Source organism: Streptomyces sp. NPDC048361, from assembly GCF_040651795.1.
In the GTDB taxonomy this organism is placed as follows: Bacteria; Actinomycetota; Actinomycetes; order Streptomycetales; family Streptomycetaceae; genus Streptomyces.
The window spans coordinates 68,649-87,840 of sequence record NZ_JBEZKW010000008.1 but is presented as its reverse complement, the minus strand read 5'-3'; the positions used below and the strand labels follow the sequence as shown (position 1 = coordinate 87,840).

Genomic DNA, 19,192 nt, shown 5'->3' with positions numbered 1-19,192 from the left:
AGAGACTTGCGCGGTTCCCCGCGGGGCTGGCGGTGCCGGTGCCGCCGGTGCTGGCCCGCATGGGCGATTACAGCTCGCCCGCTGACGCTCTCAGTCGAAGGAGTCGCTCTCCGGCTTCGCTCGGTCCTTGGCTCGGCGGCCGACGACCGCTGCTGCCGCCACCGCGCTGCCGAGGAAGGCGAGGGCAACGGTCCAGGGCTGGTCGACGACATGGTCCGTGGCGTGGTCCAGCGAGTAGCGGCCGGCTCCGGTGAGGCCGATCGCGGCGGCGGAGAAGCCGAGGAACGCCGGGTACTCGAACCCGCCGGCCTGGGCGAAGAAACCGGCCGGCGCGTGCACTGAGACCGCGCCCGCCATGGCACCGGCCGCGGCGGCCCCGGCGGCGGGGGTGGCGAGGCCGAGGGCCAGTAGCGCGCCGCCGCCCATCTCGCCGAGCCCGGCGGCGATCGCGCTCTGCTTGCCGGGGCGGAAGCCCATGTGCTCCATGGCGGCGGCGGTGCCGTCGAGCCCGGCGCCGCCGAAGCAGCCGAAGAGTTTCTGGGCGCCGTGCGCCATGAGGACCACGCCGGTGCCGGTCCGCAGCACGAGCAGTCCCAGGTCGCGTCGGTTGAGGCAGGTCATGGCGTCTCCAGAAGCGTGGGGCCGATGGGCTCGACTCCCACTCTCGGGTGCCGGTGAAGCCGACCCTCAGCGTTGCTGGGCCGTACGGGTCACGACGCCCGGGGTTGCAGGGCCCGCGCGGCCCGTCGCACGCCAGTGGTGGCCGGTCTCGCCCTGGGCCGTTTCGATCCCGCCGTGCAGATCGGCCGCCGCGTCGATCGCCGAGCCGGCCGAGACGCACAGGCAGCCCAACAGGACGGCGGCTATCAGCCGGGCCCCGGCCGAGCGCGCGAGCCCCGCCGCGGGGTGGCGGTCGAGCAGGGCGGCGACGCGACGCGGCACCGGCCCCGCGGTCGCGGCGAGCACCGCGCGGGGCCGGGAGGGGACGGCGCGGGAGGCGAGGGCGGCGCGGCCGATCGCGCGTGCGGCGAGCCTGCGGTCACCGACGGCCGCCGCGGCGTACTCGTCGGCCGAGCGCTCCAGGGCGAACGCCAGCGGCGCGCGCAGCGGACGCAGGCCCGGATGACAGTGTCCGGCGAGCTCGGCGGCGGCAAGGAACAGATGGTGTCGGCCGAGGAGATGGGCCCGCTCATGGGCGAACAGGGCTTCCCGCTCGGCGGGTTCGAGGGTGCGCAGCATGCCGGTGGTGACGACGATCCGTCCCGGGCGGCCGGGCAGTGCGTACGCGTCGGGGTTGGGGTCCCGCAGTACGGCGAGCTCGCTCCCCGCGGGCCTCAACCGGGCGCGGGCAGCGCGCAGTTCGGCGAGATGACGGCGTACCGTGCGGATCACGGCGGCCGCCGAGAGGGTGACGAGCGCGGCGGCGGTGGCCGCGGCGGGGAAGGCGAGCCACGCGGGCAGCGTGTCCAGCGGGGCCGTCAGGTTGCCCAGTGCGGCGACGAAGGGCAGCCGGAGCGCTCCGGCCAGCGCGATCAGGCCGAGCGCCGCCGTCGAGCAGAGGGCGAGGCCGGTCGCCGCGGCGGCGAGCAGCCAGCCGGCCGGGCGGGGCGGCAGCGCATCGGCGAGCCGGCGTGCCGCGGGGACCGCGAGGAAGGGGACGAGGAGCGGGATCCACACCGAGAAGATCATCCGCCGTCGCCCCCGGACTCCCTCAACAGGCCCCCGGCCCCTTCCAGGCCACCGCGCCCGGCGAGCCCTCCCGGGTCACCGCTTCCGGGCACGTCCAAGTCAGCGCTTTCGGACCTCTCCAGCACACCCCCGGCCCCTTCCAGGCCACCGCGCCCAGACCTCCCCAGCACACCATCCGGCACCTCCAGGTCACCGCCCCCGGATCCTTCCAGCAGGGAGCGCAGGAGCCGCTCGTCCTCGTCGCTGAGCTGCGAGACGAAGCGGGCCAGGACCGTGGAGCGGTCCTCCTCCTTGGCCAGCTCGGTGTGCATACGGCGGGCGGTGAGGCCCGGTGCGTCCTCCGTGGGTGTGTACGTGTAGCCGCGCCCGGCGCGGCGCCGGGTGACCGCTCCCTTGTCGTGGAGCCGGCTCAGGATCGTGGTGACGGTGGTGCGGGCGAGACCGCCGCCGAGCTGCGCCTGGACCTCGCCCGGCGTGAGCGGCGCCTCCGCGGCCCAGAGCGCCGCGAGGACCCCGGCCTCCAGCTCGCCCGCCGGCCGTCTCGGCTCCCCGTGCCCGACGCCTCCCCTGGCAGTCATGGGACACTCCTCCCGCTCGTTCGTCTACAGTGCTGTAGACCGTCTTCATCACTGTAGTCAGCCGGGCCACGCTCGTTCCCCCGACGACCGGCCCGACCACCATTATGGGAGGGCCCTCTGACATGTCAGCCGTACCCCTGCTCGCCGCCTCGGCCCCCCAGGCCGTGAACATCCTCGACGCGGGCTCGCTGCTGTCCGCGTTCGGCGCCCTGGGCGTCGCCGTGGTGCTCTTCGCCGAGACCGGCCTGCTCGTGGGCTTTCTCCTGCCGGGCGACTCCCTGCTGTTCACCGCGGGGCTGCTCAGTGTGCCCGGTGGCGACGGGCCCGTCACGCTGTCGCTCCCCCAGGTTCTGGTCTGCTCGGTGGCCGGCGCCCTGGTCGGTGCCCAGGTGGGGTACTGGATCGGCCGCCGCGGTGGCCGGGCCCTGCTGGCCCGCAGCAAGTCCCGCAAACTGCACGAGGGAGCGGCCCGCGCCGAGGAGCTGCTCGCCAAGTACGGGCACGCGAAGGCGATCGTCCTGGCGCGCTTCGTGCCGATCGTGCGCACGGTCCTGAACCCGCTCGCGGGCGCCCTCGGCGTACCGGCCCGCGTCTTCACCCTCTGGCAGGTCGCGGGCGGGCTCGTCTGGACCTGCGCGCTGGTGCTCGGCGGCTACGCGCTCGGCTCGTCCGTGCCGAACATCGACCACTATCTGCTGCCCCTCGTCGCCCTGGTCGTGGCGGTGTCGCTCACGCCGGTCGCCCTGGAGGTGCTGCGCGCCCGCCGTGCGCGTACGGCCGCCGAGGAGAGCCGCTGATGCACGCCGCCCGGTGGCCGTCGCACGCCGGTACCCGTCATCGCAGCGGTGTCCGCCATCACGGCGGCCGGCCCGGCGATGGCGACCGGCGTGGGTCGCGGTGACCGGGACAGGCGGTGCGGTCGGCGGTGACCGCCCGATGAAAGCCGGCGGTGACCGCCCGGCGAGGACGGCCCGGCGCACCGGTATGGCCGCCGCCCTCCTGCTCGCGCTGTTCGTCCTGCTCACCGTGGCCGTCACCGTCCGGCATGGCGCCCCGCTCCCCGGCGACCTCGCCCTGCACCGTTGGCCCCTCAGTCACCGTCCCCCGGTCGCCGTGGCCACCGCGCGCGCCGTCACGGCGACCGGCAGCGGGGCCGTGCCCTATGTCCTTGCCGTCGTCGCGGGTCTGCTGGCGGGCCGCGGTGGCAAAGGGCGCCGGTACGCGGTGGCCGGGGCGCTCGTGGTGCTCGTCCTCGGCCAGCTGGTGCGGTACGGCGTGATGCTTGCGGTCGCCCGCCCCCGCCCTGCCCCGTTCGACTGGGTGACCACGGCGTCCGGGTTCTCCTTTCCCTCGGGGCACACCACCACCAGCGCCCTCACCGCGGGGCTGCTCGCCTGGGCGGTGCTGAGCCGTTGCACCCTCGCGGCCGCCCGCCCGGCCATCGCCGTACTCTGCCTGTGGGCGGTGGCCGTCGGGCTCTCCCGGGTCTACCTCGGAGTGCACTGGGCGAGCGACGTCCTGGGCGGCTGGCTCTTCGCCTCGCTCTGGCTCTGCCTCGCGGCCCTGGCCACCGCGCCCCGGGGACGCTTCGCGTTCCGGCGCCCGACCGGCCATGTCGGCGCGCCCCTGGAGTCGCGCCCACCGAGCGGTTCATGACGCCTCGACAGACGCTTTTTCAGGGTAGTTGGACACCTCGTCGTCCGAATCCGGACGATCATCGACCGCATCCGGATCAGCAGCGCGTCGGCACCGCACCCGCATCCGGATCAGCAGCGAGTCCGCAGCCGCATCCGGGTCAGCAGGCGGCCATGCAGTCTCCGCAGTAGCGGTCCGCTTCGGTGAGTTCCGGTCGGGCCGGCCGTGCCGCCGCCGCCTTTTCGAGGCTGCGGCCGCACAGGGTGGTGGGGTCCTGGTCGCTCATGACGTGCCACAGGAGTGCGGCGCGGCTCTGTGCGTCCATCCCGTCGAGAACCGCTTCCGCTCGCAGTTCGTGCATGGTGTGCTCCCTCCGCCCCGGGCTTGCGCCGGGGCCGCTGGCGGCTCCGGGTCCCGGGCCGCCGGTGCGTGCGGCCACGCCGCCCGGCCGGGACCCGCTTCCGTTCTTCGAGGGGACCCCGGGCTCCGCGTGTCCGCCTCTCGGCGCAGTCGCGAGGCGGCCGCGAAATCGGGCGTGGCGCCCCCGACGGCATACATCACCGCAGGGTGCGCCGGTCGGGTCAGCTTCGGGCAAAGCGGGGAGCGCGACACCCGATCGAGTGATCTTTGGCGGAGCGGCCCTTCAACTGGGCGCCTTCGGCACCGCCTTGCGGCGCGGCCGTCTCAGGCGGCCTTGAAGTAGGCGTTCCAGCCGCCCGGAGGGGCCTGCCCCACTTCGAGTGAGCGCAGTCGGTCGAGAACCTTCGGGTCCTGCTCGTCGAGCCAGTCCACGAACTGGCGGAACGACACCAGGCGTACGTCCGGCTTGCCCGCCATCGCCTTCAGCGCCTCCTCGACGGCGTCCATGTAGATGCCGCCGTTCCACTCCTCGAAGTGGTTGCCGATGTAGAAGGGCGCGCGATTGGTCTCGTACGCCCGCTTGAAGCCCGCCAGGTACGAGGCGGTGGCCTGGGCCCGCCAGCCCGGGTAGCGCGACGTCATGCCCTTGGTGGAGTTCTTCGACTGGTTGGCGAGGATGTTGTAGTCCATCGACAGGACCTCGAAGGAGTGCCCGGGGAAGGGGATGCCCTGGAGCGGCAGGTCCCATACGCCGTGGCGTTTGTCGGGCCACTTCTGACGGCCGCCGGGCGACGAGGCGTCATAGCGCCAGCCCCGGTCCTGTACGGCGGGCAGCAGGTTGTCCTGGCCCAGCAGACACGGCGTACGGCCGCCGACGAGTTCCCTGTGGTAGTCGAACGGTAGTGGGTCCTCCTCGCCCCAGCCCGTGTTGGTGCGCCATTCGGTGACGAAGGAGACGGCCTGGTCGATCTCGCTGTTCCACTGGGCGGGCGTCCAGTTGGCGACCGATCCGGAGCCGCCGCAGAAGTGGCCGTTGAAGTGGGTGCCGATCTCGTGGCCGTCCAGCCAGGCCTGGCGGGTGTACTTCAGCGTCTCCCTGACGTGGGCGTCGCTGAGGTAGCCGATGTCGGAGGCGCCGACGGGGTTGTTCGGCGGGCGGTAGAGGCTCCGCTTGGACTCGGGGAGCAGATAGAGGCCGGAGAGGAAGAACGTCATGCCGGCGCCGTGGTCCCTCGCCAGGTCGAGGAAGCGCGGGAAGAGCCCGTTGCCGACCTCGCCCGCCCCGTCCCAGGAGAAGATCACGAACTGCGGCGGAGTCTCGCCGGGTTCGAGCCGAACGGGCTTGCCGGGCTGGTTGGGCTGCCTTCCGGTGTCCGCCGTCGAACCGTCACCGATCAGTCTGGCCTGCGTCTTCGCCTTCCCCGGCCCTTGCCCGAGACCGGGCCGGCCCGGCTGGCCGGCGCTCCCGCCCCCCGAGCCACCGCACCCGGCGAGCCCCGCCGCGGCGACCGCTCCAAGTCCCGCGCCCAGCAATCCCCTTCGACTGATGTCTGGCATGCCTGCTCCCGTCACTGATCCCACGGACGCCTGATGTGTAGACCAAAGACGGCTGAATTAACCCGATTTCCACCTAATGTGAGCCGCTCGCCCCCTCCTGTGAGCCCAGTGGCCGACGGCCCCGCCCGAGTCCGCCACACCTCTCCACGGGGCAGGCAAAGCGGAGTTAAAGCACTGGCCATGTCGACCCCATCGCCCGGCCACCCCAACTCGCTTCGGCCGAGCCCCCTTTCCGCTCATTGATGTCACCTTGACGATAAGGGAGTCGGCCGCCTATCGTCATGCTGACGAAAAGAAAGGGGCTTCCCATGGCCGACATCTCCCGGCGCTTCGGACGGCGCCATCTGCGGTCCGCGCCCACCTCGCACATCCGCCACCACAGGAACGGAAGCCTCGCCCACGACGGGACCGGTCTGAGCTTCTGGTTCCGGCCGCTGAGCGCCGCGCTCTCCGAAGTGCCGGTCAACGACCGGGAGCTGGCCATGGCCTTCCACGCGCGCACCGCCGACTTCCAGGACGTCACTGTGCAGGCGACCGTGACCTACCGGATCAGCGAGCCGGGCACCGCCGCCGACCGGCTCGACTTCTCGATCGACCCGGACACCGGGATCTGGCGGGGCGATCCGCTGGAGCAGCTGTCGACGCTGCTGACCGAGACGGCACAGCAGCACGCCCTCGACGTGCTGGCGCGCACCGAGCTCGCGGCCGCGCTCGCCGACGGGGTCGCCGCGGTACGGGAGCGGATCGCGGCCGGGCTCGCGGCGGAGCCCCGGCTGCCCGCGACCGGCATCGAGGTCGTGGCGACGCGGGTCGTCGCGATCCGCCCCGAGCCCGAGGTGGAGCGCGCGCTGCGCACCCCGGCGCGCGAGCGGATCCAGCAGGAGGCGGACCGCGCGACGTACGAACGGCGGGCGGTGGCCGTCGAGCGGGAGCGGACCATCGCCGAGAACGAACTCGCCAGCCGCATCGAACTGGCCCGCCGGGAGGAGGAGTTGGTGGAGCAGCACGGCACCAACACCCGGCGCGAGGCCGAGGAGGCAGCGGCGGCGGACGCGGTGCGCACCGAAGCGGAGGCCGCCCGCACGGTACGGCTGGCCGAAGCCCAGGCACAGGCGGCCCGCGTGTCGGGCGAGGCCCGGGCCGGGGCGCAGGGCGCCTGGCTCCGGGTGCACGGCGAGGCGGACCCGGCCACGCTGCACGCTCTGGCCGCGACCCGGCTCGCCGAGAACCTGCCGCGCATCGAGAGCCTCACTCTCTCCCCCGACCTGCTCACCGACGTGCTGGTCCGGCTCGGCCGAGGGGGGCGGGCATGAGTCTGGCCCCGCGGGCGGTGCTCGTCCATCGCGCCTCGGAGTACGAGGAGTTGCTGGCCCGGCACGGCACGCACGGCCAGGCCGACTTCTTCCTCTCCTCGCGGGGCCGGTCCATCCGCGAGGGGGCCGACCGCCATCACCGGGCGGCGCGTGCCGTGGCCGACGTGGCGGCGGCCGTGCCCCCGACGTGGCGCCAGGCCCGGGTGGAGCGCGGCGACCTCGACCGCTTCCTGTTCGCCCCGGAGGACGTGATCGTGGTGGTCGGCCAGGACGGCCTCGTCGCCAACGCCGCGAAGTACCTGTCGGGGCAGCCGGTCATCGGCATCGATCCGGAGCCGGGACGCAACCCCGGCGTCCTGGTGCGCCATCGGCCCTCCTCCGCTGCCGCGCTCCTGGCCGCGGCGGCCGCACCCGGGCGCACGGTCGAGGAACTCACCATGGTGGAGGCGCTCACCGAGGACCGCGAGCGTCTGCTCGCGCTCAACGAGGTCTACCTCGGCGCCCCGGGCCATCAGACGGCCCGTTACCGCATCGGCTCCGACGACCCGTCCGCCACCATGGAGGCGCAGGCGTCCTCCGGCGTCCTGGTCGGCACGGGTACGGGTGCCACCGGATGGCTGGGTTCGCTGGGGCGGCTGCGCGCCGACGCGCCGGCGCTGCCGGGCCGCACCGATCGCCGCCTGGTGTGGTTCGTGCGCGAGGCGTGGGCCTCGCCCGTGACCGGCACCGCGTTCGTCGACGGAGAGCTGCGCCGCTCCCAACGGCTGCGTGTCACCGTCGAGTCGGACCGCCTGGTCGCGTTCGGGGACGGCATGGAGAGCGACGCGCTGGACCTGACGTGGGGTCAGTCGGTGAGCGTCGGCATCGCGGAGACGGCGCTGCGCCTGGTGGATTGAGCGGCCGGGCGCGGGTGCCGCCGCCGGGCCCCGGGGGCCCGAACTCCGCGCGTCAGCGGGCCGTGACCGGCGATTGTCAGTGGCGTACGGCATCGTGAACGGTGAGCCCGTACTGCCGAGGGAAGGCCGCCGATGACCACCACCATTGTGATGACATCCCATGAACGCTCCGCCGCACAGGCCTATCTGCGTCTGCTGAGCACCGTCCGCGCGGCTCTCGACTCCCCTGCCGAGCGCCCCCTGGCCCCGCTCGCGCTCGAAGGAGTCATCGCCGAGGCGGACGACGCGCTCGCGCGGGCGGGGCTCGCGGGCAACGAGGCCGCGCTGTTCACGCTCGTGGGCAGCCTGCACACCGGCGGGGCGCCCGCGCCCGGGCAGGCCGGGCCGTGAGCACCCCGGTGTGGGGCGGCAGGGCCCCGGTGCGGGGCGGCGGGGTCAGCGCTTGTGCCCGACACCGCCGTACATGGCCACCTCGTCGGGGAGCGTGCCGGCCTCCTCGGGGCGCCAGCGCGAGCACGACACCACACCGGGTTCCAGCAGGTCGAGCCCCTCGAAGAACCGGGCCACCTGCTCCGGTGTGCGTTGGGTCAGCTTCGGCGTGCCGTGCTGGTTCCAGAACGCCACGGCGTCGTCGACGTCGGGCATCGCCGGACTGGTGATGGTGTGCGAGAGCACGAGGTAGCTGCCGGGGGCGAGTTCCTTCATCAGGTTGTTCACGAGCGCGCGTGCTTCGGCCTCGTCCGGGATGAAGATGACGACTCCGAGCAGCATGAGGGCGACCGGCCGGCTCAGGTCGAGCGTCTTGGCCGCGTGCTCCAGGATGCTCGCGCTGTCCCGCAGGTCGGCGTCGAGGTAGTCCGTGCGCCCCTCGGGGGTGCTGGTGAGCAGGGCGCGGGCGTGGGCGAGGACCAGCGGGTCGTTGTCCACGTAGACGATCCGCGCATCGGGCGCCAGCCGCTGCGCCACCTCGTGGGTGTTGTCGGCGGTGGGAAGCCCGGTGCCCACGTCGAGGAACTGGCGTACGCCCCGGTCGGCCACCAGGTGGCGCACGGCCCGCCCGAGGAAGAGCCGGTCGGCCTGCGCGTAGTCGCCGATGCCGGGGTGCAGCGCCCGGATCTGGTCACCGGTCTCCCGGTCGACGGGGTAGTTGTCCTTGCCGCCGAGCCAGTAGTTCCAGATCCGTGCGGTGTGCGGCTGTGCGGTGTTGATGCGGTCGCGCACATGGTCGGGCGTCGAGGAGGGTGCGGGGTTCTCGGTCACGGGTGTGTCTCCTGGAGATACGTCGCTGCGTCAACCGCCAATGTAGATACTCCCGTTGCGAACTGTCACAGAGATCGTGCCGTATATCGGAGGTGTCTCCGTACCCGCCGGGCCTCCCTCGTCCGCTCACGCCTCTTCGGTTGCCCCGGCGTACTCCTCGATCGCTCCCGCGACCTGCGCGAAGAAGGCGGCGTGGGCAGCGGCACCGCAGGGCGCTTCGGGGTTCCACGCCAGGATGCGCGCCCCGCTCTCCAGGGCGCGCCACGCGGCGTCGGACCGCAGGGTGTCGATCGGCGCCGCGTTGGACCGGATGTCCACGAGGACGATGTCGGGGCGCAGTTCGGCCGCCGTGGTCCACTCGGTGGTGGACCAGCCGGCTCCTGGTCCCTCCCCCGGTTCGACCACGTTCACGCCGTGCCCGGTCAGCTCCCGCAGTTCGGGCCAGGCCTGCGGCCGGGCGAGGTGGACCTGGCCGGGACCGGCCGGGGACAGTGCGAGGACGCGGGGCCGCGGGGCCCGGCCGGCTGCCGAACGCAGCCGCTCCTCGGCCGCGGACAGGGCGGTGGCGTCCTGCGCGGGAGCGCCCAACGCCCGTGCCAGCTCGGCGAACCGGCTCCTTATTCGCGCCAGGGTGGGCGCCTGTCCCACCTCCAGGACGACCACCGCGACCCTCTCCTCCAGATGCTTGGCGGTCTCCGGGTCGAGCCCGTACACCTGGCCGCCGCCGTAGCTGACGGCGACGACGAGGTCGGGTGCGACGGCGAGCAGCGCGTCCACATCCAGGTCGCCGCCCGCCCCCAGGTATCCGACCTCGCCCACGGGGAGCGCGCCGCGCTTGGCCGGGTCGGGTTCCGGCCCGTCGTGGAAGGAGCCGAACACCGCCACCGGGCGGACACCCAGCTCCTCCAGGGTGGCCCCGGCTTGGATGTAGGCCACCACGCGGGACGGCGGGGCCGCCGCCGTCGACAGCTGTCCACGGTCGTCCGAGAATCGCCAGGCCGTCTGCTCCATGACGTCATCCGCCCCCAATGCGGTCAAGTCGCCGGCCCGGGACGGGCCGGTCCCCCGCTTGCCTGCCCAACACCGGGGACCATCAAGCAAGTTGTGTACGCCGCCCACTCCGGAGGCACGGCACCCCCGGCACGGCAAAGGTCCGGCCCCGATGACGTCACCGGGGCCGGACCACTGAGGGTGCTGCGGGTATTGCCTGCGTTGCATGTTTTGCCTGTGTTGCGGATGTTTCAGGTGTTGCGCGTGTTGCGGGTTTTCCGGGTGCGCTAACGCGTGACGCTCCGGAACCTGCGGTACAGGGCGCCGCCGCTCACGAGCAGCGCCGCGGAGGCGGGGATCGCGAAGCCGAGTCCGTCGGACCCGGTGTGGGCGAGCGTGGCCGCCTGCGGCAGCTCCCGCGGCTCGGGGGACGCGGGAGTCGCGGGCGGGGCCGGAACGGGCTTGGGCGGCGCCGGGGCCGGCGGCGGCGCGGGGAGGTGCCGTACCGGCGGCGTGGAGTGGTTCACCGAGGTGTTGCCGATGGACGGGTTGCCCACGCCGACGACGCTCACCGAGTTGCCGGTGATGTTGACCGGGAGATCGATCGGCAGCTCGAGGCCGTTGCCGGAGAGGACCCCGGGGGAGCCGTTCTCCGCTCCGGCGGCGGAGGCGCCCCCGCCGTTGCCCGAGTGTGACGCGCCACCCGTGCCGGAGTGCCTCGCGCCCGGCCGTCCGCCGTCGCGGTGGGCGCCACGCGAAGCGTTGGCGCAGGTGTTGCCGGCGGCCGGATTGAGCAGCCCGAGCACGTCGACGGTGTTTCCGCACGCGTTGACGGGGAGGTGCACCGGCAGCTGGACCGCGTTGCCCGCCAGCACCCCCGGCGAGGAGATGGCGCTCCCGTCGGCGCTGGAGTCCGCGTAGGCGTAGCCGGTCGCTGCCAGCACACCGCCCGTGGCCACCACCGTGACCAGGCCCTTCATGGCGACCCGTCTCATTGGTTTCCTGCCTTCCGGAGTTGGTCGCGGACCACTCGCCCGCACCTCCCTCAACGGGAACAGGGCCAGATGGGTTATGGCTAATACGCCTTTCACCCCATCGAGTGTCCTGATTTTCGATTTACTTGAGACGGTCACCTTTTGCCACGTTCCGCCCCATATGCCGGGGGGAGTTGTTCGGTGCTGTCCATGGGGTCCATGAGACCTGTGGGGCTCATGAGGCTCAAGGGGGCCTGGGGGCGGCCCCGGCCTCGTGCGTCTGCCGTGACAAGATCGTCCGGAGGCCGGCGGGTAGTCCCTGGCCGGGGCCGGTCTTGGGGGTTGATGGTGCGCGGGGTGACGGAAACCCGGGCGCGGACGGCAGGGCCCGACCCAGCCCTCCCCCTGGACGGGCGCCTGCCCGCCGCCCCTCTGACCGCATCGCACGGTACGGCCGAATGCGATCCCGAACGGTTCGTACGTGTCGTCGGACGGACCGTCGGACGGAACCTGCGCCGCGAGTTCCGCTCCATCGTCGTGGAACCGGTCCGGGCGCTCGTACGGCGCGGCCTGTCCGGAGTGCTCCTCGCGGTCTTCGTGTCGGCGGCCGTGCTGCTGCTGCACGCGGTGGACCAGACACGGACCGGCGCCACCCTGGTGCGGCTCACCTCGCACGTCCGGGGTGACATCCCGCTTCCGCTCGTGCTGCTCCGTACGCCGCTCTCCCTGTTCGTGCCCGCACGCGACCTGCCGGCGCTTCCGGGCATCCCCGTCCTGTTCACCTGCTTCGCACTGGCGCAGCTGGTGCTCGGCCGCACCCGGACGCTGGTGGTGGCGTACGCCGCCTCCTTCGCGGGCACGCTCGGCGCACGCGTCATGCTCGCGGTGGGCCCCCGCTGGTGGGGGCTGCCGCCGGAGGCGGCCCAAGTGATCGACGCCGGGGCGTCGGCCGCGGTGGTCGGCCTCTTCGCCCACATCGCCGCCCTGAAGCGGGCTCCGGTGCTGTTCGTCTGCGCCGTCGTACCGACGGTGATCCGGTCGGTCGAGAAGCCCAATCTGGCGGGGCGCGAACACCTCGTCGCCATCACGGTCGCCGCGGCGCTCGGCCTTCTCGCCGGCCGCGAGCGCGGGAGGACGAGGGTGCCTCACGTGGAGCCGTCGGCCGTCTGAGGGCCCCGCTCACTCGTCCTCGTTGCCGTCGCGGCTGCACGCCACCACACCGGCGACATCCGCGAACCGGACGGTGAGCGCGCTCGGATCGCCCCGGCCGACCGCCGAGATCAGCACCTCCGTCGCGCCACCTGCACCGCCCGCCGCCGTCACCTGGAACGCCTCCACGGTGAATCCGGCACGCTCGCACTGCTTCATGAGCTCTTGCGGCAGCCCCGGCCGCCGCTCGTACGCGATCCGGAAGGTCGAGGCCACCGAGCGCATCGCGGGCAGCCGGTGGATGAGGGGGCGTACGGCGTAGGCGGCGACGAAGTACGCGGCGGCCGCCAGGATCGACAGCAGCGGCAGCCCCGCCGCGGCGGCCGCGCCCACGGCGGCCGTCAGCCAGATCGTCGCCGCGGTGGTGAGGCCCTGGACCGAGCCCCGGTGCACGAAGATGACCCCGGCGCCGATGAAGCCCACCCCGGACACGATCTGCGCCGCGACACGCGACGGATCGAGCTCGATGGTCCCGGTGTGCAGCACGTCGCCGAACCCGTACTTACTGACCAGGGTGAACAGCGCCGCGCCGACGCCCACCGTGGTGTAGGTGCGCAGTCCTGCCGCCTTCTGGCGGATCTCCCGCTCCAGGCCGATGGCAGCCGACAGCAGGAACGCCAGGCCGAACTCGCCGGCCTGCAGCCAGCCCTGCCCCGTGGCTTCGACCGCCGCGACCGCCGGCATCACCATCGCGTGCACCCCTTCCCCGTCGACTTCCCCGACGACTCGCTCCACCCCGCGTGGGCCGCGGGAACAGGCTCTCCCTACCCATGGAGCCACATTTCATGGCGCGCCGCCCGCACGAACGGGCCGGTCAGGACGTCAGCGGCAGTGCAGGGCGGCGTACAGGTCCAGCTTGTGCTCCAGGAGCGAGAGGTCGCGACCGGTCAGCACCTCGATGCGCTGGACGCGGTAGTGGACCGTGTTGACGTGCAGATGCAGGGCTTCGGCGGTGCGTGCCCAGGAGCCGTTGTGGGCGAGGAAGGTCTCCAGGGTCTCCCTGAGCATCTGCGCGGAGGAGTGGGAGTCGTCGGCGAGAGGCCCCAGGACGTGTTCGTGGTAGGCGGCGCGTACGTCGGCGGGTATCCCGGCGAGCAGCCCTTCCAGACTGGTGAGGTCGTTCATGGCGGCCACCCGTGCCCCGCCGGGGTCCTGCGCGTGCGCGGTGGCGCGGGCGTAACGGGCCCCGGACAGGGCGGCGTTCAGCCGGGCCGGTGTGGCCGCGGGGCCGATGCCGCCGTGGAGCGGGACCAGCGGCGCGCAGGAGTGCACCTCGGACCACAACTCCCGCAGTCCGCGCGCCACTTCGGAGCCGCCCTCGACCACGGCCACCGCCTCGCCGTGCGGGAGCCGGTCGAGGGCGAAGGGCCGGCCGGGCGGGTGGCGCAGCGCCTCGGCGAGGGCGTCGGCCGCCGCGCCCTGCTCGCCGTCCCCCCGCGTGGCCGCGCTGACCACCTGGAACGGCCCGTCGGCCGAGAGCCCGCAGGCGCTGAGGGCGGCGGCGAGCGCCGCGGGGTCGGCGGGCTGCGCCTCGATGGTCCTGATCAGCTCGCCGGCCCGCTGCCTGCTCTCGTCCCTGAGCCGGTTCCGGTCGTAGCGGTGGTCGGCGAGGACGTCCGCCGTTTCGTGCAGGAGCCGGGGCGGGGCGGCACCCGCGTCGATGAGGTACAGATGCCAGCCGTCGTACGCCGAACTGTCGGTGCCGATCCGCAGGGTGATGCCGTCGGGGGCGCGGCGCAGGAGTTCCCTGGCGCGCTGCGGGGGCAGCGCGGGGGCCTTGGAGGTGCGGGCCACGGTGCGCCCGGTGGACGTCAGAACGTAGCAGGGGGGCGCGCCGAGGTGGCCGAGCGCGCGGTCCAGCAGGACGTCGGGGGCCACGCCCGCGCGGACCAGTTCGCTCAGCTCGTTGCGGACGTTCTCGGGCAGTGCGTAGCGGTGCGAGGTCGGCCGTCGGCTGAGGTCTCCCCACTGGCGCAGATAGACGGCCTCGGTGATGGCGCGGAAGTTGGTGCGCGACGGCACGGCGATGAGGGCGATGCCGCTCTGCCGGCACGACCGGGTCAGCGCTTCAGGTACGGAGCCGTGTGTCTCCTCGCCGGCCAGCAGCGCCGCGGCTCCGGCACCGGCGAGCGCGGAGACGAAGCGGCTGACCTTCTCGGTGCCGTTGGCGCGGCTCCACCACACGAGTCCGCTGAGCACGACCTCGCCCGGCCGCACGAAGCGGGTCGGGTCCTCCAGATCGGTGGCGGTCACCCCGGTGATCTCCCGGTCGAGCTGCTGCTGCTCGCCCCAGAGCAGTTCCAGGTCGAGCGATTCGAGACGCAGGAGGTCTTCGACGTGCATGAGTGGCTCCTTGGTGCGGGCCGGGCCGATGGCACCGGATCTCGCATTCACCAGGTGAATATGAGTTTATGCATCGTAGATGCAAGGCGAGAGGGCCGATACTCCTCTTGGTTGATCATCCAGTCGGCTCACTCCGCCCTGGTGGTTTTCCGTGCGGCCCACCAGTCGAACCGCGCCGCGCACAGGTGCTTGACTCGTGGTCGGGGGACCGGCCCGGCCGAGCCGACCCCCGGCCGGGCATGCCGGCGAGCCCGGCCCCGCGCCCACTCGAATGGGTACGGGTCCGGGCTCGCGGGGGTGCCCCTTCAGGGAGGCGGGAGCCTTCTTTATGGCGCCTCGCATGGCGGTGCCTTATATGCGGGCGGCCTCTTACAGGCGCGCCGAGGGCTTGGTGCCCCTGGGGCTACAGCCCGCCGCGCGGTGACGGCCCGCCGCGCGGTGCCGGCCCGCCGTGCTGTGACAGCCCGTCACGCTGTGACAACCCGTCATGTACGCGGTCGGGCGTGAGCGGGAGTTCCCGGTGGCGGACGCCCGTGGCGTGGTGGACGGCGTTGCCGATCGCCGCGGCGGTGCCGACGATGCCGATCTCGCCGATCCCCTTGCTGCCCATCGGGTTGAGGTGGTCGTCCCGCTCGTCGATCCAGTGCGCCTCGATGGCGGGCACGTCCGCATGCGCGGGCACGTGGTAGCCCGCGAGGTCGCTGCCGATGAAGGCGCCGGACGCCGCGTCCACGCTGCCGCGCTCGGTGAGGGCCATGCCGAGTCCCATCACCATGCCGCCGATGAACTGGGACCTGGCGGTCCGCTCGTTGAGGATGCGCCCGGCCGCGTACACGCCGAGCAGCCGGCGCACCCGTACCTCACCGGTGTCGGCGTCGACCGCCACCTCCGCGAAGTGGGCGCCGAAGGCGTGCCGGGAGTACGGGGACTCCTCGTCCGCGGAGCCCTTGGTGTCCGCGGAGGCGGTGAGGCCTTCGGCGGGCAACGGGCCGGTGCGCTCTTGGAGTTGACGGGAGAGCGAGCGGCACGCCTCGTGCACGGCCCAGCCCCACGACGCGGTGCCGGAGGAGCCGCCGGCGAGCGGCGCCCTGGGCAGCCCGGTGGTGCCGATCTCGGTACGGACCGCCTCCACGCCGACATCAAGCGCCTCGGCGGCGACCTGCGCGAGCACCGTACGGGCGCCGGTGCCGATGTCGGTGGCGTTCACCCGCACCACGTACAGCCCGTCGGGGTGGGCGGTGACGGTGGCGCGGCTGGGCGAGACGAGTACCGGGTAGGTGGCGGCGGCGACCCCGGTGCCCAAAAGCCAGGGCCCCGAACGCCGGGTTCCCGGCCGGGGGTCGCGGTCGGACCAGCCGAAGCGCCGCGCTCCCTCGCGCAGGCACTCGACGACGTGGCGGCTGCTGAACGGCCGCCCGCTGTCGGGCTCTTCACGCGGTTCGTTGTGAGCCCTGAACTCGATGGGGTCCATGCCGAGGGCGTACGCGAGCTCGTCGACGGCGGATTCGAGGGCGTACATGCCGGGTGCCTCACCCGGTGCGCGCATCCAGGACGGCGTGGGCACGTCCAGGGCGGCGACCCGGTGGGTGGTGAGCATGTTCCCGGCGGCGTACATGACACGGGCGGGGACCGCCGCCTGCTCGACGAACTCCTTGATCCGCGAGGTGTGGGTGGTGACCTCGTGCATCACCGAGAGGAGGGTGCCGTCCGGGTCGGCGCCGAGCCGCAGCCGGTGGTCGGTCGGCGCGCGGTGGCCGACCAGTTCCGACAACTGCCGCCTGGTCAGGGCGAGTTTGACGGGGCGCCCGGTGTGCAGCGCGGCCATCGCCGCGAGGACGACATGCGGCCGGGGCGTGCCCTTGGACCCGAACCCTCCGCCCACGTGCTCGGAGACGACCGTGACACTGTCCTCGGGAAGCTGGAACAGCTCGGCGAGGGCGGCGCGCACCGCGTCGGCGCCCTGACTGGTGTCGTACGCCGTCAGCCGCCCGTCGCGCCAGAGCGCGGTCGCCCCGTGCGGCTCCATCGGGTGGTTGAAGAGCGGCGGCAGCCGGTACCGCACGTCGACCGTCACCGGTGCGGCGGCGAAGGCGGCCTCCGGGTCGCCCTGACGTCGTTCCGCGGGGTGGCCGCCATTGGCCTCCTCGGGGCGGTAGGCGTCGGCCAGGTTCTCGTCGAGGATCGAGGCGTGCGGCTCGGTCTCGTACGTCACGTGCACGGCCGAGGCGGCGGCGCGCGCCGCCTCCAGGGTCTCGGCGACCGCGAGGGCTACGGGCCAGCCGTGGTGCGGGATCCGGGGGTCCTGGAGGAGGGCGAGGGTGGGGTCGTCCGTCTCGGCGAGCCGGGGCGCCGAATCGGGCGTGATGACGGCGAGCACACCGGGCAGGCCGAGCGCGGCGGCGGTGTCGAACGAGGTGACGCGGCCGCGCGGCACGGTGGCCGTCACCGGCCATGCGTATACGCAGCCCGGTGGCGTGTACTCGGTGGCGTACAGGGCGCTGCCCGTCACCTTCGCTCGGCCCTCACGGCGTTCGATGGGTGCGCCGAGCGCGTTCGCTTGCGAGGCCATGGCGGGTCTCCTCCCGGGGCGGGTCAGGGGCGGCGGGCCTCGTCGGAGGCGGGGGTCGGCGGGGGTCGGCGGGGGTCGGCGGGCAGCCGGGGGTCGGCAGGTCGGCCCGGGGTATCCGGGCGGGTCGGTCTACCCGGGGAGGTCTCCCCCGGGGATGGGGTCGGACCGCTCCGACCGGCCGGGGCTGGTCAGCCCGATGCGGCAAGGGAGCCCAGCACCTGTGTGGCCAGATCCTGGGCGAGTGACACCTTGTAGGCGTTGTCGCGCAGCGGTACGGCCTCGTCGAGTTCGGCCCGTACCGCCTGGGTGAGCGCTTCGGGGCTCGGCCGGGTGCCGAGCAGGGCGGCCTCCGTGCGCCGGGCGCGCCAGGGGCGGTGGGCCAGGCCGCCGAAGGCGACGGCGACGTGCCGGATCTCGCCGTCGGCGACGTGGAGCACGGCGGCCACCGAGGCGAGCGCGAAGGAGTACGACGCGCGTTCGCGCACCTTGCGGTAGTGGCTGACCGCTCCGGGGGGCGCGGGCGGCAGCACCACGCCGGTGATCAGTTCGCCGGGGCGGATCACGGTGTCCAGGTCGGGCCGGTCACCGGGCAGGCGGTGGAACTCCGTCACCGGTACGCTCCGGCCGCCTCCCGGGCCGGCGAGTTCCACGACGGCGTCGAGCGCCGAGAGCGCCACGGAGAGGTCGGAGGGATTGGTCGCCACACAGTGCGGTGAGTGGCCGAGCACCGCGTGATCGTGATTGACGCCTTCGAGCGCCGCACAGCCACTGCCGGGGACCCGCTTGTTGCACGGCTTCGACAGATCCTGGAAGTAGGCGCAGCGAGTGCGCTGAAGGAGGTTCCCGCCGGTGGTCGCCGTGTTGCGCAGCTGGCCCGATGCGCCACTCAGGACGGCCTGCGAGAGCAGGGGGTGCCGCTCGCGGATCAGGGGGTGCGCGGCGAGGTCGCTGTTGCGTACGGTCGCCCCGGCCCACACCGAGCCGTCGGGCCGCTCCTCCACCTGGTCGAGCGGCAGGCGGGAGATGTCGACGAGGACCTCCGGGCGCTCCACGCCGAGCTTCATGAGGTCGACCAGGTTGGTGCCGCCGCCCAGGTAGCGGGCCTCGGCACGGCCTCCGTGCGCGGCGGCGGCCTCTTCGACGCTGCGGGCGCGCAGATACGACACGGGTTTCACGCGATCACGTCCCGCACGGCGTCCACGATGTGCGGATAGGCCCCGCACCGGCACAGGTTCCCGCTGAGCCGTTCGCGGATCTCGTCGTCGGTCAGCGGCACCGGGCCGCCCCGCCCCTCCTGAGGGCCGGTGACCACGGAGGGCTCGCCGGATCTGGCCTCGGACAGCATGCCGACCGCCGAGCACAGCTGGCCCGGGGTGCAGTAGCCGCACTGGAAGGCGTCGCGCTCAAGGAAGGCACGTTGCAGCGGATGGAGGTCGCCGTCCGCGCCGTCCAGGTCCGCGAGGCCCTCCACGGTCACGATGTCGCAGTCGTCCATCGCGATCGCCAGGAGCAGACAGCTGTTGCTTCGCCGGCCGTCGACGAGGACCGTGCAGGCTCCGCACTGGCCGTGGTCACAGCCCTTCTTGGAGCCCGTCAGGGCGAGCCGCTCGCGCAACAGGTCGAGCAGGGTGGTGCGGTGGTCGACCTCGACCGCGTGGGCGGAGCCGTTGACGCGCAGGGTGACCTGCGACGTGGTGGGGCCGGGGGGAGAGTCCTTGGGGCGGGGCCAGGGCGCGTAGCGCTCCACCGTCCCGGAGCCGCTATGGGGCCCCTCGCTGCGTTCCATCGTTCCTCTGCCTCTCGATCCGAACGGCCCGCG

At 73.3% G+C, this 19,192-nt stretch carries 18 protein-coding genes and 1 pseudogene; 6 read left to right on the top strand and 13 right to left on the bottom strand.

Annotated elements, in window-relative coordinates:
* Nucleotides 1-90: 90 nt before the first annotated feature.
* The 3 genes and pseudogenes from AB0D31_RS06935 to AB0D31_RS06925 all read right to left on the bottom strand — a co-directional run.
* Complete coding sequence (locus AB0D31_RS06935; RefSeq protein ID WP_362718073.1) at nucleotides 91-621, bottom strand: DoxX family protein; 531 nt, start codon at nucleotides 619-621, stop codon at nucleotides 91-93.
* 66 nt (nucleotides 622-687) lie between these two features.
* Entirely contained in the window at nucleotides 688-1,689 is a 1,002-nt protein-coding gene (locus AB0D31_RS06930) for a M56 family metallopeptidase (protein ID WP_362718070.1), read from the bottom strand.
* A 203-nt stretch (nucleotides 1,690-1,892) separates the two neighbouring features.
* Nucleotides 1,893-2,267: pseudogene (locus AB0D31_RS06925) on the bottom strand (BlaI/MecI/CopY family transcriptional regulator); the annotation flags it as partial.
* A 122-nt stretch (nucleotides 2,268-2,389) separates the two neighbouring features.
* Between AB0D31_RS06925 and AB0D31_RS06920 the strand changes: the two are divergent.
* Together AB0D31_RS06920 and AB0D31_RS06915 are read left to right on the top strand one after the other, a co-directional pair.
* On the top strand, nucleotides 2,390-3,064 hold the full coding sequence (locus tag AB0D31_RS06920) for a DedA family protein (protein ID WP_362718067.1): 675 nt from the start codon (nucleotides 2,390-2,392) through the stop codon (nucleotides 3,062-3,064).
* 139 nt (nucleotides 3,065-3,203) lie between these two features.
* A complete protein-coding gene (locus AB0D31_RS06915) occupies nucleotides 3,204-3,923 on the top strand; it encodes a phosphatase PAP2 family protein (protein WP_362718064.1) in 720 nt (239 codons plus the stop codon).
* A gap of 139 nt (nucleotides 3,924-4,062) precedes the next feature.
* On the opposite strand, the gene AB0D31_RS06910 is transcribed toward AB0D31_RS06915, so the two are convergent.
* Nucleotides 4,063-4,263 carry a hypothetical protein gene (locus tag AB0D31_RS06910; protein ID WP_362718061.1) on the bottom strand — a complete coding sequence of 67 codons (201 nt, stop codon included), beginning with the start codon at nucleotides 4,261-4,263 and terminating at the stop codon, nucleotides 4,063-4,065.
* Nucleotides 4,264-4,586: 323 nt separating this feature from the next.
* Complete coding sequence (locus AB0D31_RS06905) at nucleotides 4,587-5,819, bottom strand: hypothetical protein (RefSeq protein WP_362718058.1); 1,233 nt, start codon at nucleotides 5,817-5,819, stop codon at nucleotides 4,587-4,589.
* Between the two features lie 308 nt (nucleotides 5,820-6,127).
* On the opposite strand from AB0D31_RS06905, the gene AB0D31_RS06900 reads away from it, so the two are divergent.
* From AB0D31_RS06900 to AB0D31_RS06890, 3 genes are all read left to right on the top strand, one after another.
* A complete protein-coding gene (locus AB0D31_RS06900) occupies nucleotides 6,128-7,132 on the top strand; it encodes an SPFH domain-containing protein (RefSeq protein ID WP_362718055.1) in 1,005 nt (334 codons plus the stop codon).
* Nucleotides 7,129-8,028: a hypothetical protein gene (locus AB0D31_RS06895; protein WP_362718052.1), complete on the top strand. Its 900-nt coding sequence runs from the start codon at nucleotides 7,129-7,131 to the stop codon at nucleotides 8,026-8,028. The genes AB0D31_RS06900 and AB0D31_RS06895 overlap by 4 nt, the downstream gene beginning before the upstream one ends.
* A gap of 132 nt (nucleotides 8,029-8,160) precedes the next feature.
* Nucleotides 8,161-8,418, top strand: coding sequence for a hypothetical protein (locus AB0D31_RS06890; RefSeq protein WP_362718050.1), 258 nt, complete (start codon nucleotides 8,161-8,163; stop codon nucleotides 8,416-8,418).
* A 45-nt stretch (nucleotides 8,419-8,463) separates the two neighbouring features.
* On the opposite strand, the gene AB0D31_RS06885 is transcribed toward AB0D31_RS06890, so the two are convergent.
* The 3 genes from AB0D31_RS06885 to AB0D31_RS06875 all read right to left on the bottom strand — a co-directional run bounded on the left by AB0D31_RS06885 (nucleotide 8,464) and on the right by AB0D31_RS06875 (nucleotide 11,273).
* Nucleotides 8,464-9,288 (bottom strand): SAM-dependent methyltransferase, encoded by an 825-nt coding sequence (locus AB0D31_RS06885; protein WP_362718047.1) that lies wholly within the window; start codon nucleotides 9,286-9,288, stop codon nucleotides 8,464-8,466.
* 126 nt (nucleotides 9,289-9,414) lie between these two features.
* Nucleotides 9,415-10,299: an ABC transporter substrate-binding protein gene (locus tag AB0D31_RS06880; RefSeq protein WP_362718044.1), complete on the bottom strand. Its 885-nt coding sequence runs from the start codon at nucleotides 10,297-10,299 to the stop codon at nucleotides 9,415-9,417.
* 266 nt (nucleotides 10,300-10,565) lie between these two features.
* Nucleotides 10,566-11,273 carry a chaplin gene (locus tag AB0D31_RS06875; RefSeq protein WP_362718041.1) on the bottom strand — a complete coding sequence of 236 codons (708 nt, stop codon included), beginning with the start codon at nucleotides 11,271-11,273 and terminating at the stop codon, nucleotides 10,566-10,568.
* Nucleotides 11,274-11,609: 336 nt separating this feature from the next.
* On the opposite strand from AB0D31_RS06875, the gene AB0D31_RS06870 reads away from it, so the two are divergent.
* Entirely contained in the window at nucleotides 11,610-12,422 is an 813-nt protein-coding gene (locus tag AB0D31_RS06870) for a hypothetical protein (RefSeq protein ID WP_362718038.1), read from the top strand.
* Nucleotides 12,423-12,431: 9 nt separating this feature from the next.
* On the opposite strand, the gene AB0D31_RS06865 is transcribed toward AB0D31_RS06870, so the two are convergent.
* From AB0D31_RS06865 to AB0D31_RS06845, 5 genes are all read right to left on the bottom strand, one after another.
* Complete coding sequence (locus tag AB0D31_RS06865; protein ID WP_362718035.1) at nucleotides 12,432-13,151, bottom strand: MgtC/SapB family protein; 720 nt, start codon at nucleotides 13,149-13,151, stop codon at nucleotides 12,432-12,434.
* A 132-nt stretch (nucleotides 13,152-13,283) separates the two neighbouring features.
* Nucleotides 13,284-14,804, bottom strand: a complete 1,521-nt coding sequence (locus AB0D31_RS06860) for a helix-turn-helix domain-containing protein (RefSeq protein WP_362718033.1) — start codon at nucleotides 14,802-14,804, stop codon at nucleotides 13,284-13,286.
* Nucleotides 14,805-15,207: 403 nt separating this feature from the next.
* Entirely contained in the window at nucleotides 15,208-17,373 is a 2,166-nt protein-coding gene (locus tag AB0D31_RS06855; protein ID WP_362718031.1) for a xanthine dehydrogenase family protein molybdopterin-binding subunit, read from the bottom strand.
* Nucleotides 17,374-17,561: 188 nt separating this feature from the next.
* The gene (locus tag AB0D31_RS06850) at nucleotides 17,562-18,548 is read right to left on the bottom strand and encodes a xanthine dehydrogenase family protein subunit M (RefSeq protein ID WP_362718028.1); all 987 of its coding nucleotides are present in this window, start codon (nucleotides 18,546-18,548) and stop codon (nucleotides 17,562-17,564) included.
* Nucleotides 18,545-19,159, bottom strand: coding sequence for a 2Fe-2S iron-sulfur cluster-binding protein (locus AB0D31_RS06845; protein ID WP_362718025.1), 615 nt, complete (start codon nucleotides 19,157-19,159; stop codon nucleotides 18,545-18,547). Before AB0D31_RS06845 ends, AB0D31_RS06850 begins: the two co-directional genes overlap by 4 nt.
* Nucleotides 19,160-19,192: the final 33 nt, after the last annotated feature.

What these genes read in the sequence shown, in the direction of transcription:
- AB0D31_RS06935 (WP_362718073.1), bottom strand. Translation starts at nt 621, where the DNA reads ATGACCTGCCTCAACCGACGCGACCTGGGACTGCTCGTGCTGCGGACC.
- AB0D31_RS06930 (WP_362718070.1), bottom strand. Translation starts at nt 1,689, where the DNA reads ATGATCTTCTCGGTGTGGATCCCGCTCCTCGTCCCCTTCCTCGCGGTC.
- AB0D31_RS06920 (WP_362718067.1), top strand. Translation starts at nt 2,390, where the DNA reads ATGTCAGCCGTACCCCTGCTCGCCGCCTCGGCCCCCCAGGCCGTGAAC.
- AB0D31_RS06915 (WP_362718064.1), top strand. Translation starts at nt 3,204, where the DNA reads ATGAAAGCCGGCGGTGACCGCCCGGCGAGGACGGCCCGGCGCACCGGT.
- AB0D31_RS06910 (WP_362718061.1), bottom strand. Translation starts at nt 4,263, where the DNA reads ATGCACGAACTGCGAGCGGAAGCGGTTCTCGACGGGATGGACGCACAG.
- AB0D31_RS06905 (WP_362718058.1), bottom strand. Translation starts at nt 5,819, where the DNA reads ATGCCAGACATCAGTCGAAGGGGATTGCTGGGCGCGGGACTTGGAGCG.
- AB0D31_RS06900 (WP_362718055.1), top strand. Translation starts at nt 6,128, where the DNA reads ATGGCCGACATCTCCCGGCGCTTCGGACGGCGCCATCTGCGGTCCGCG.
- AB0D31_RS06895 (WP_362718052.1), top strand. Translation starts at nt 7,129, where the DNA reads ATGAGTCTGGCCCCGCGGGCGGTGCTCGTCCATCGCGCCTCGGAGTAC.
- AB0D31_RS06890 (WP_362718050.1), top strand. Translation starts at nt 8,161, where the DNA reads ATGACCACCACCATTGTGATGACATCCCATGAACGCTCCGCCGCACAG.
- AB0D31_RS06880 (WP_362718044.1), bottom strand. Translation starts at nt 10,299, where the DNA reads ATGGAGCAGACGGCCTGGCGATTCTCGGACGACCGTGGACAGCTGTCG.
- AB0D31_RS06875 (WP_362718041.1), bottom strand. Translation starts at nt 11,273, where the DNA reads ATGAGACGGGTCGCCATGAAGGGCCTGGTCACGGTGGTGGCCACGGGC.
- AB0D31_RS06865 (WP_362718035.1), bottom strand. Translation starts at nt 13,151, where the DNA reads ATGGTGATGCCGGCGGTCGCGGCGGTCGAAGCCACGGGGCAGGGCTGG.
- AB0D31_RS06860 (WP_362718033.1), bottom strand. Translation starts at nt 14,804, where the DNA reads ATGCACGTCGAAGACCTCCTGCGTCTCGAATCGCTCGACCTGGAACTG.
- AB0D31_RS06855 (WP_362718031.1), bottom strand. Translation starts at nt 17,373, where the DNA reads ATGGCCTCGCAAGCGAACGCGCTCGGCGCACCCATCGAACGCCGTGAG.
- AB0D31_RS06845 (WP_362718025.1), bottom strand. Translation starts at nt 19,159, where the DNA reads ATGGAACGCAGCGAGGGGCCCCATAGCGGCTCCGGGACGGTGGAGCGC.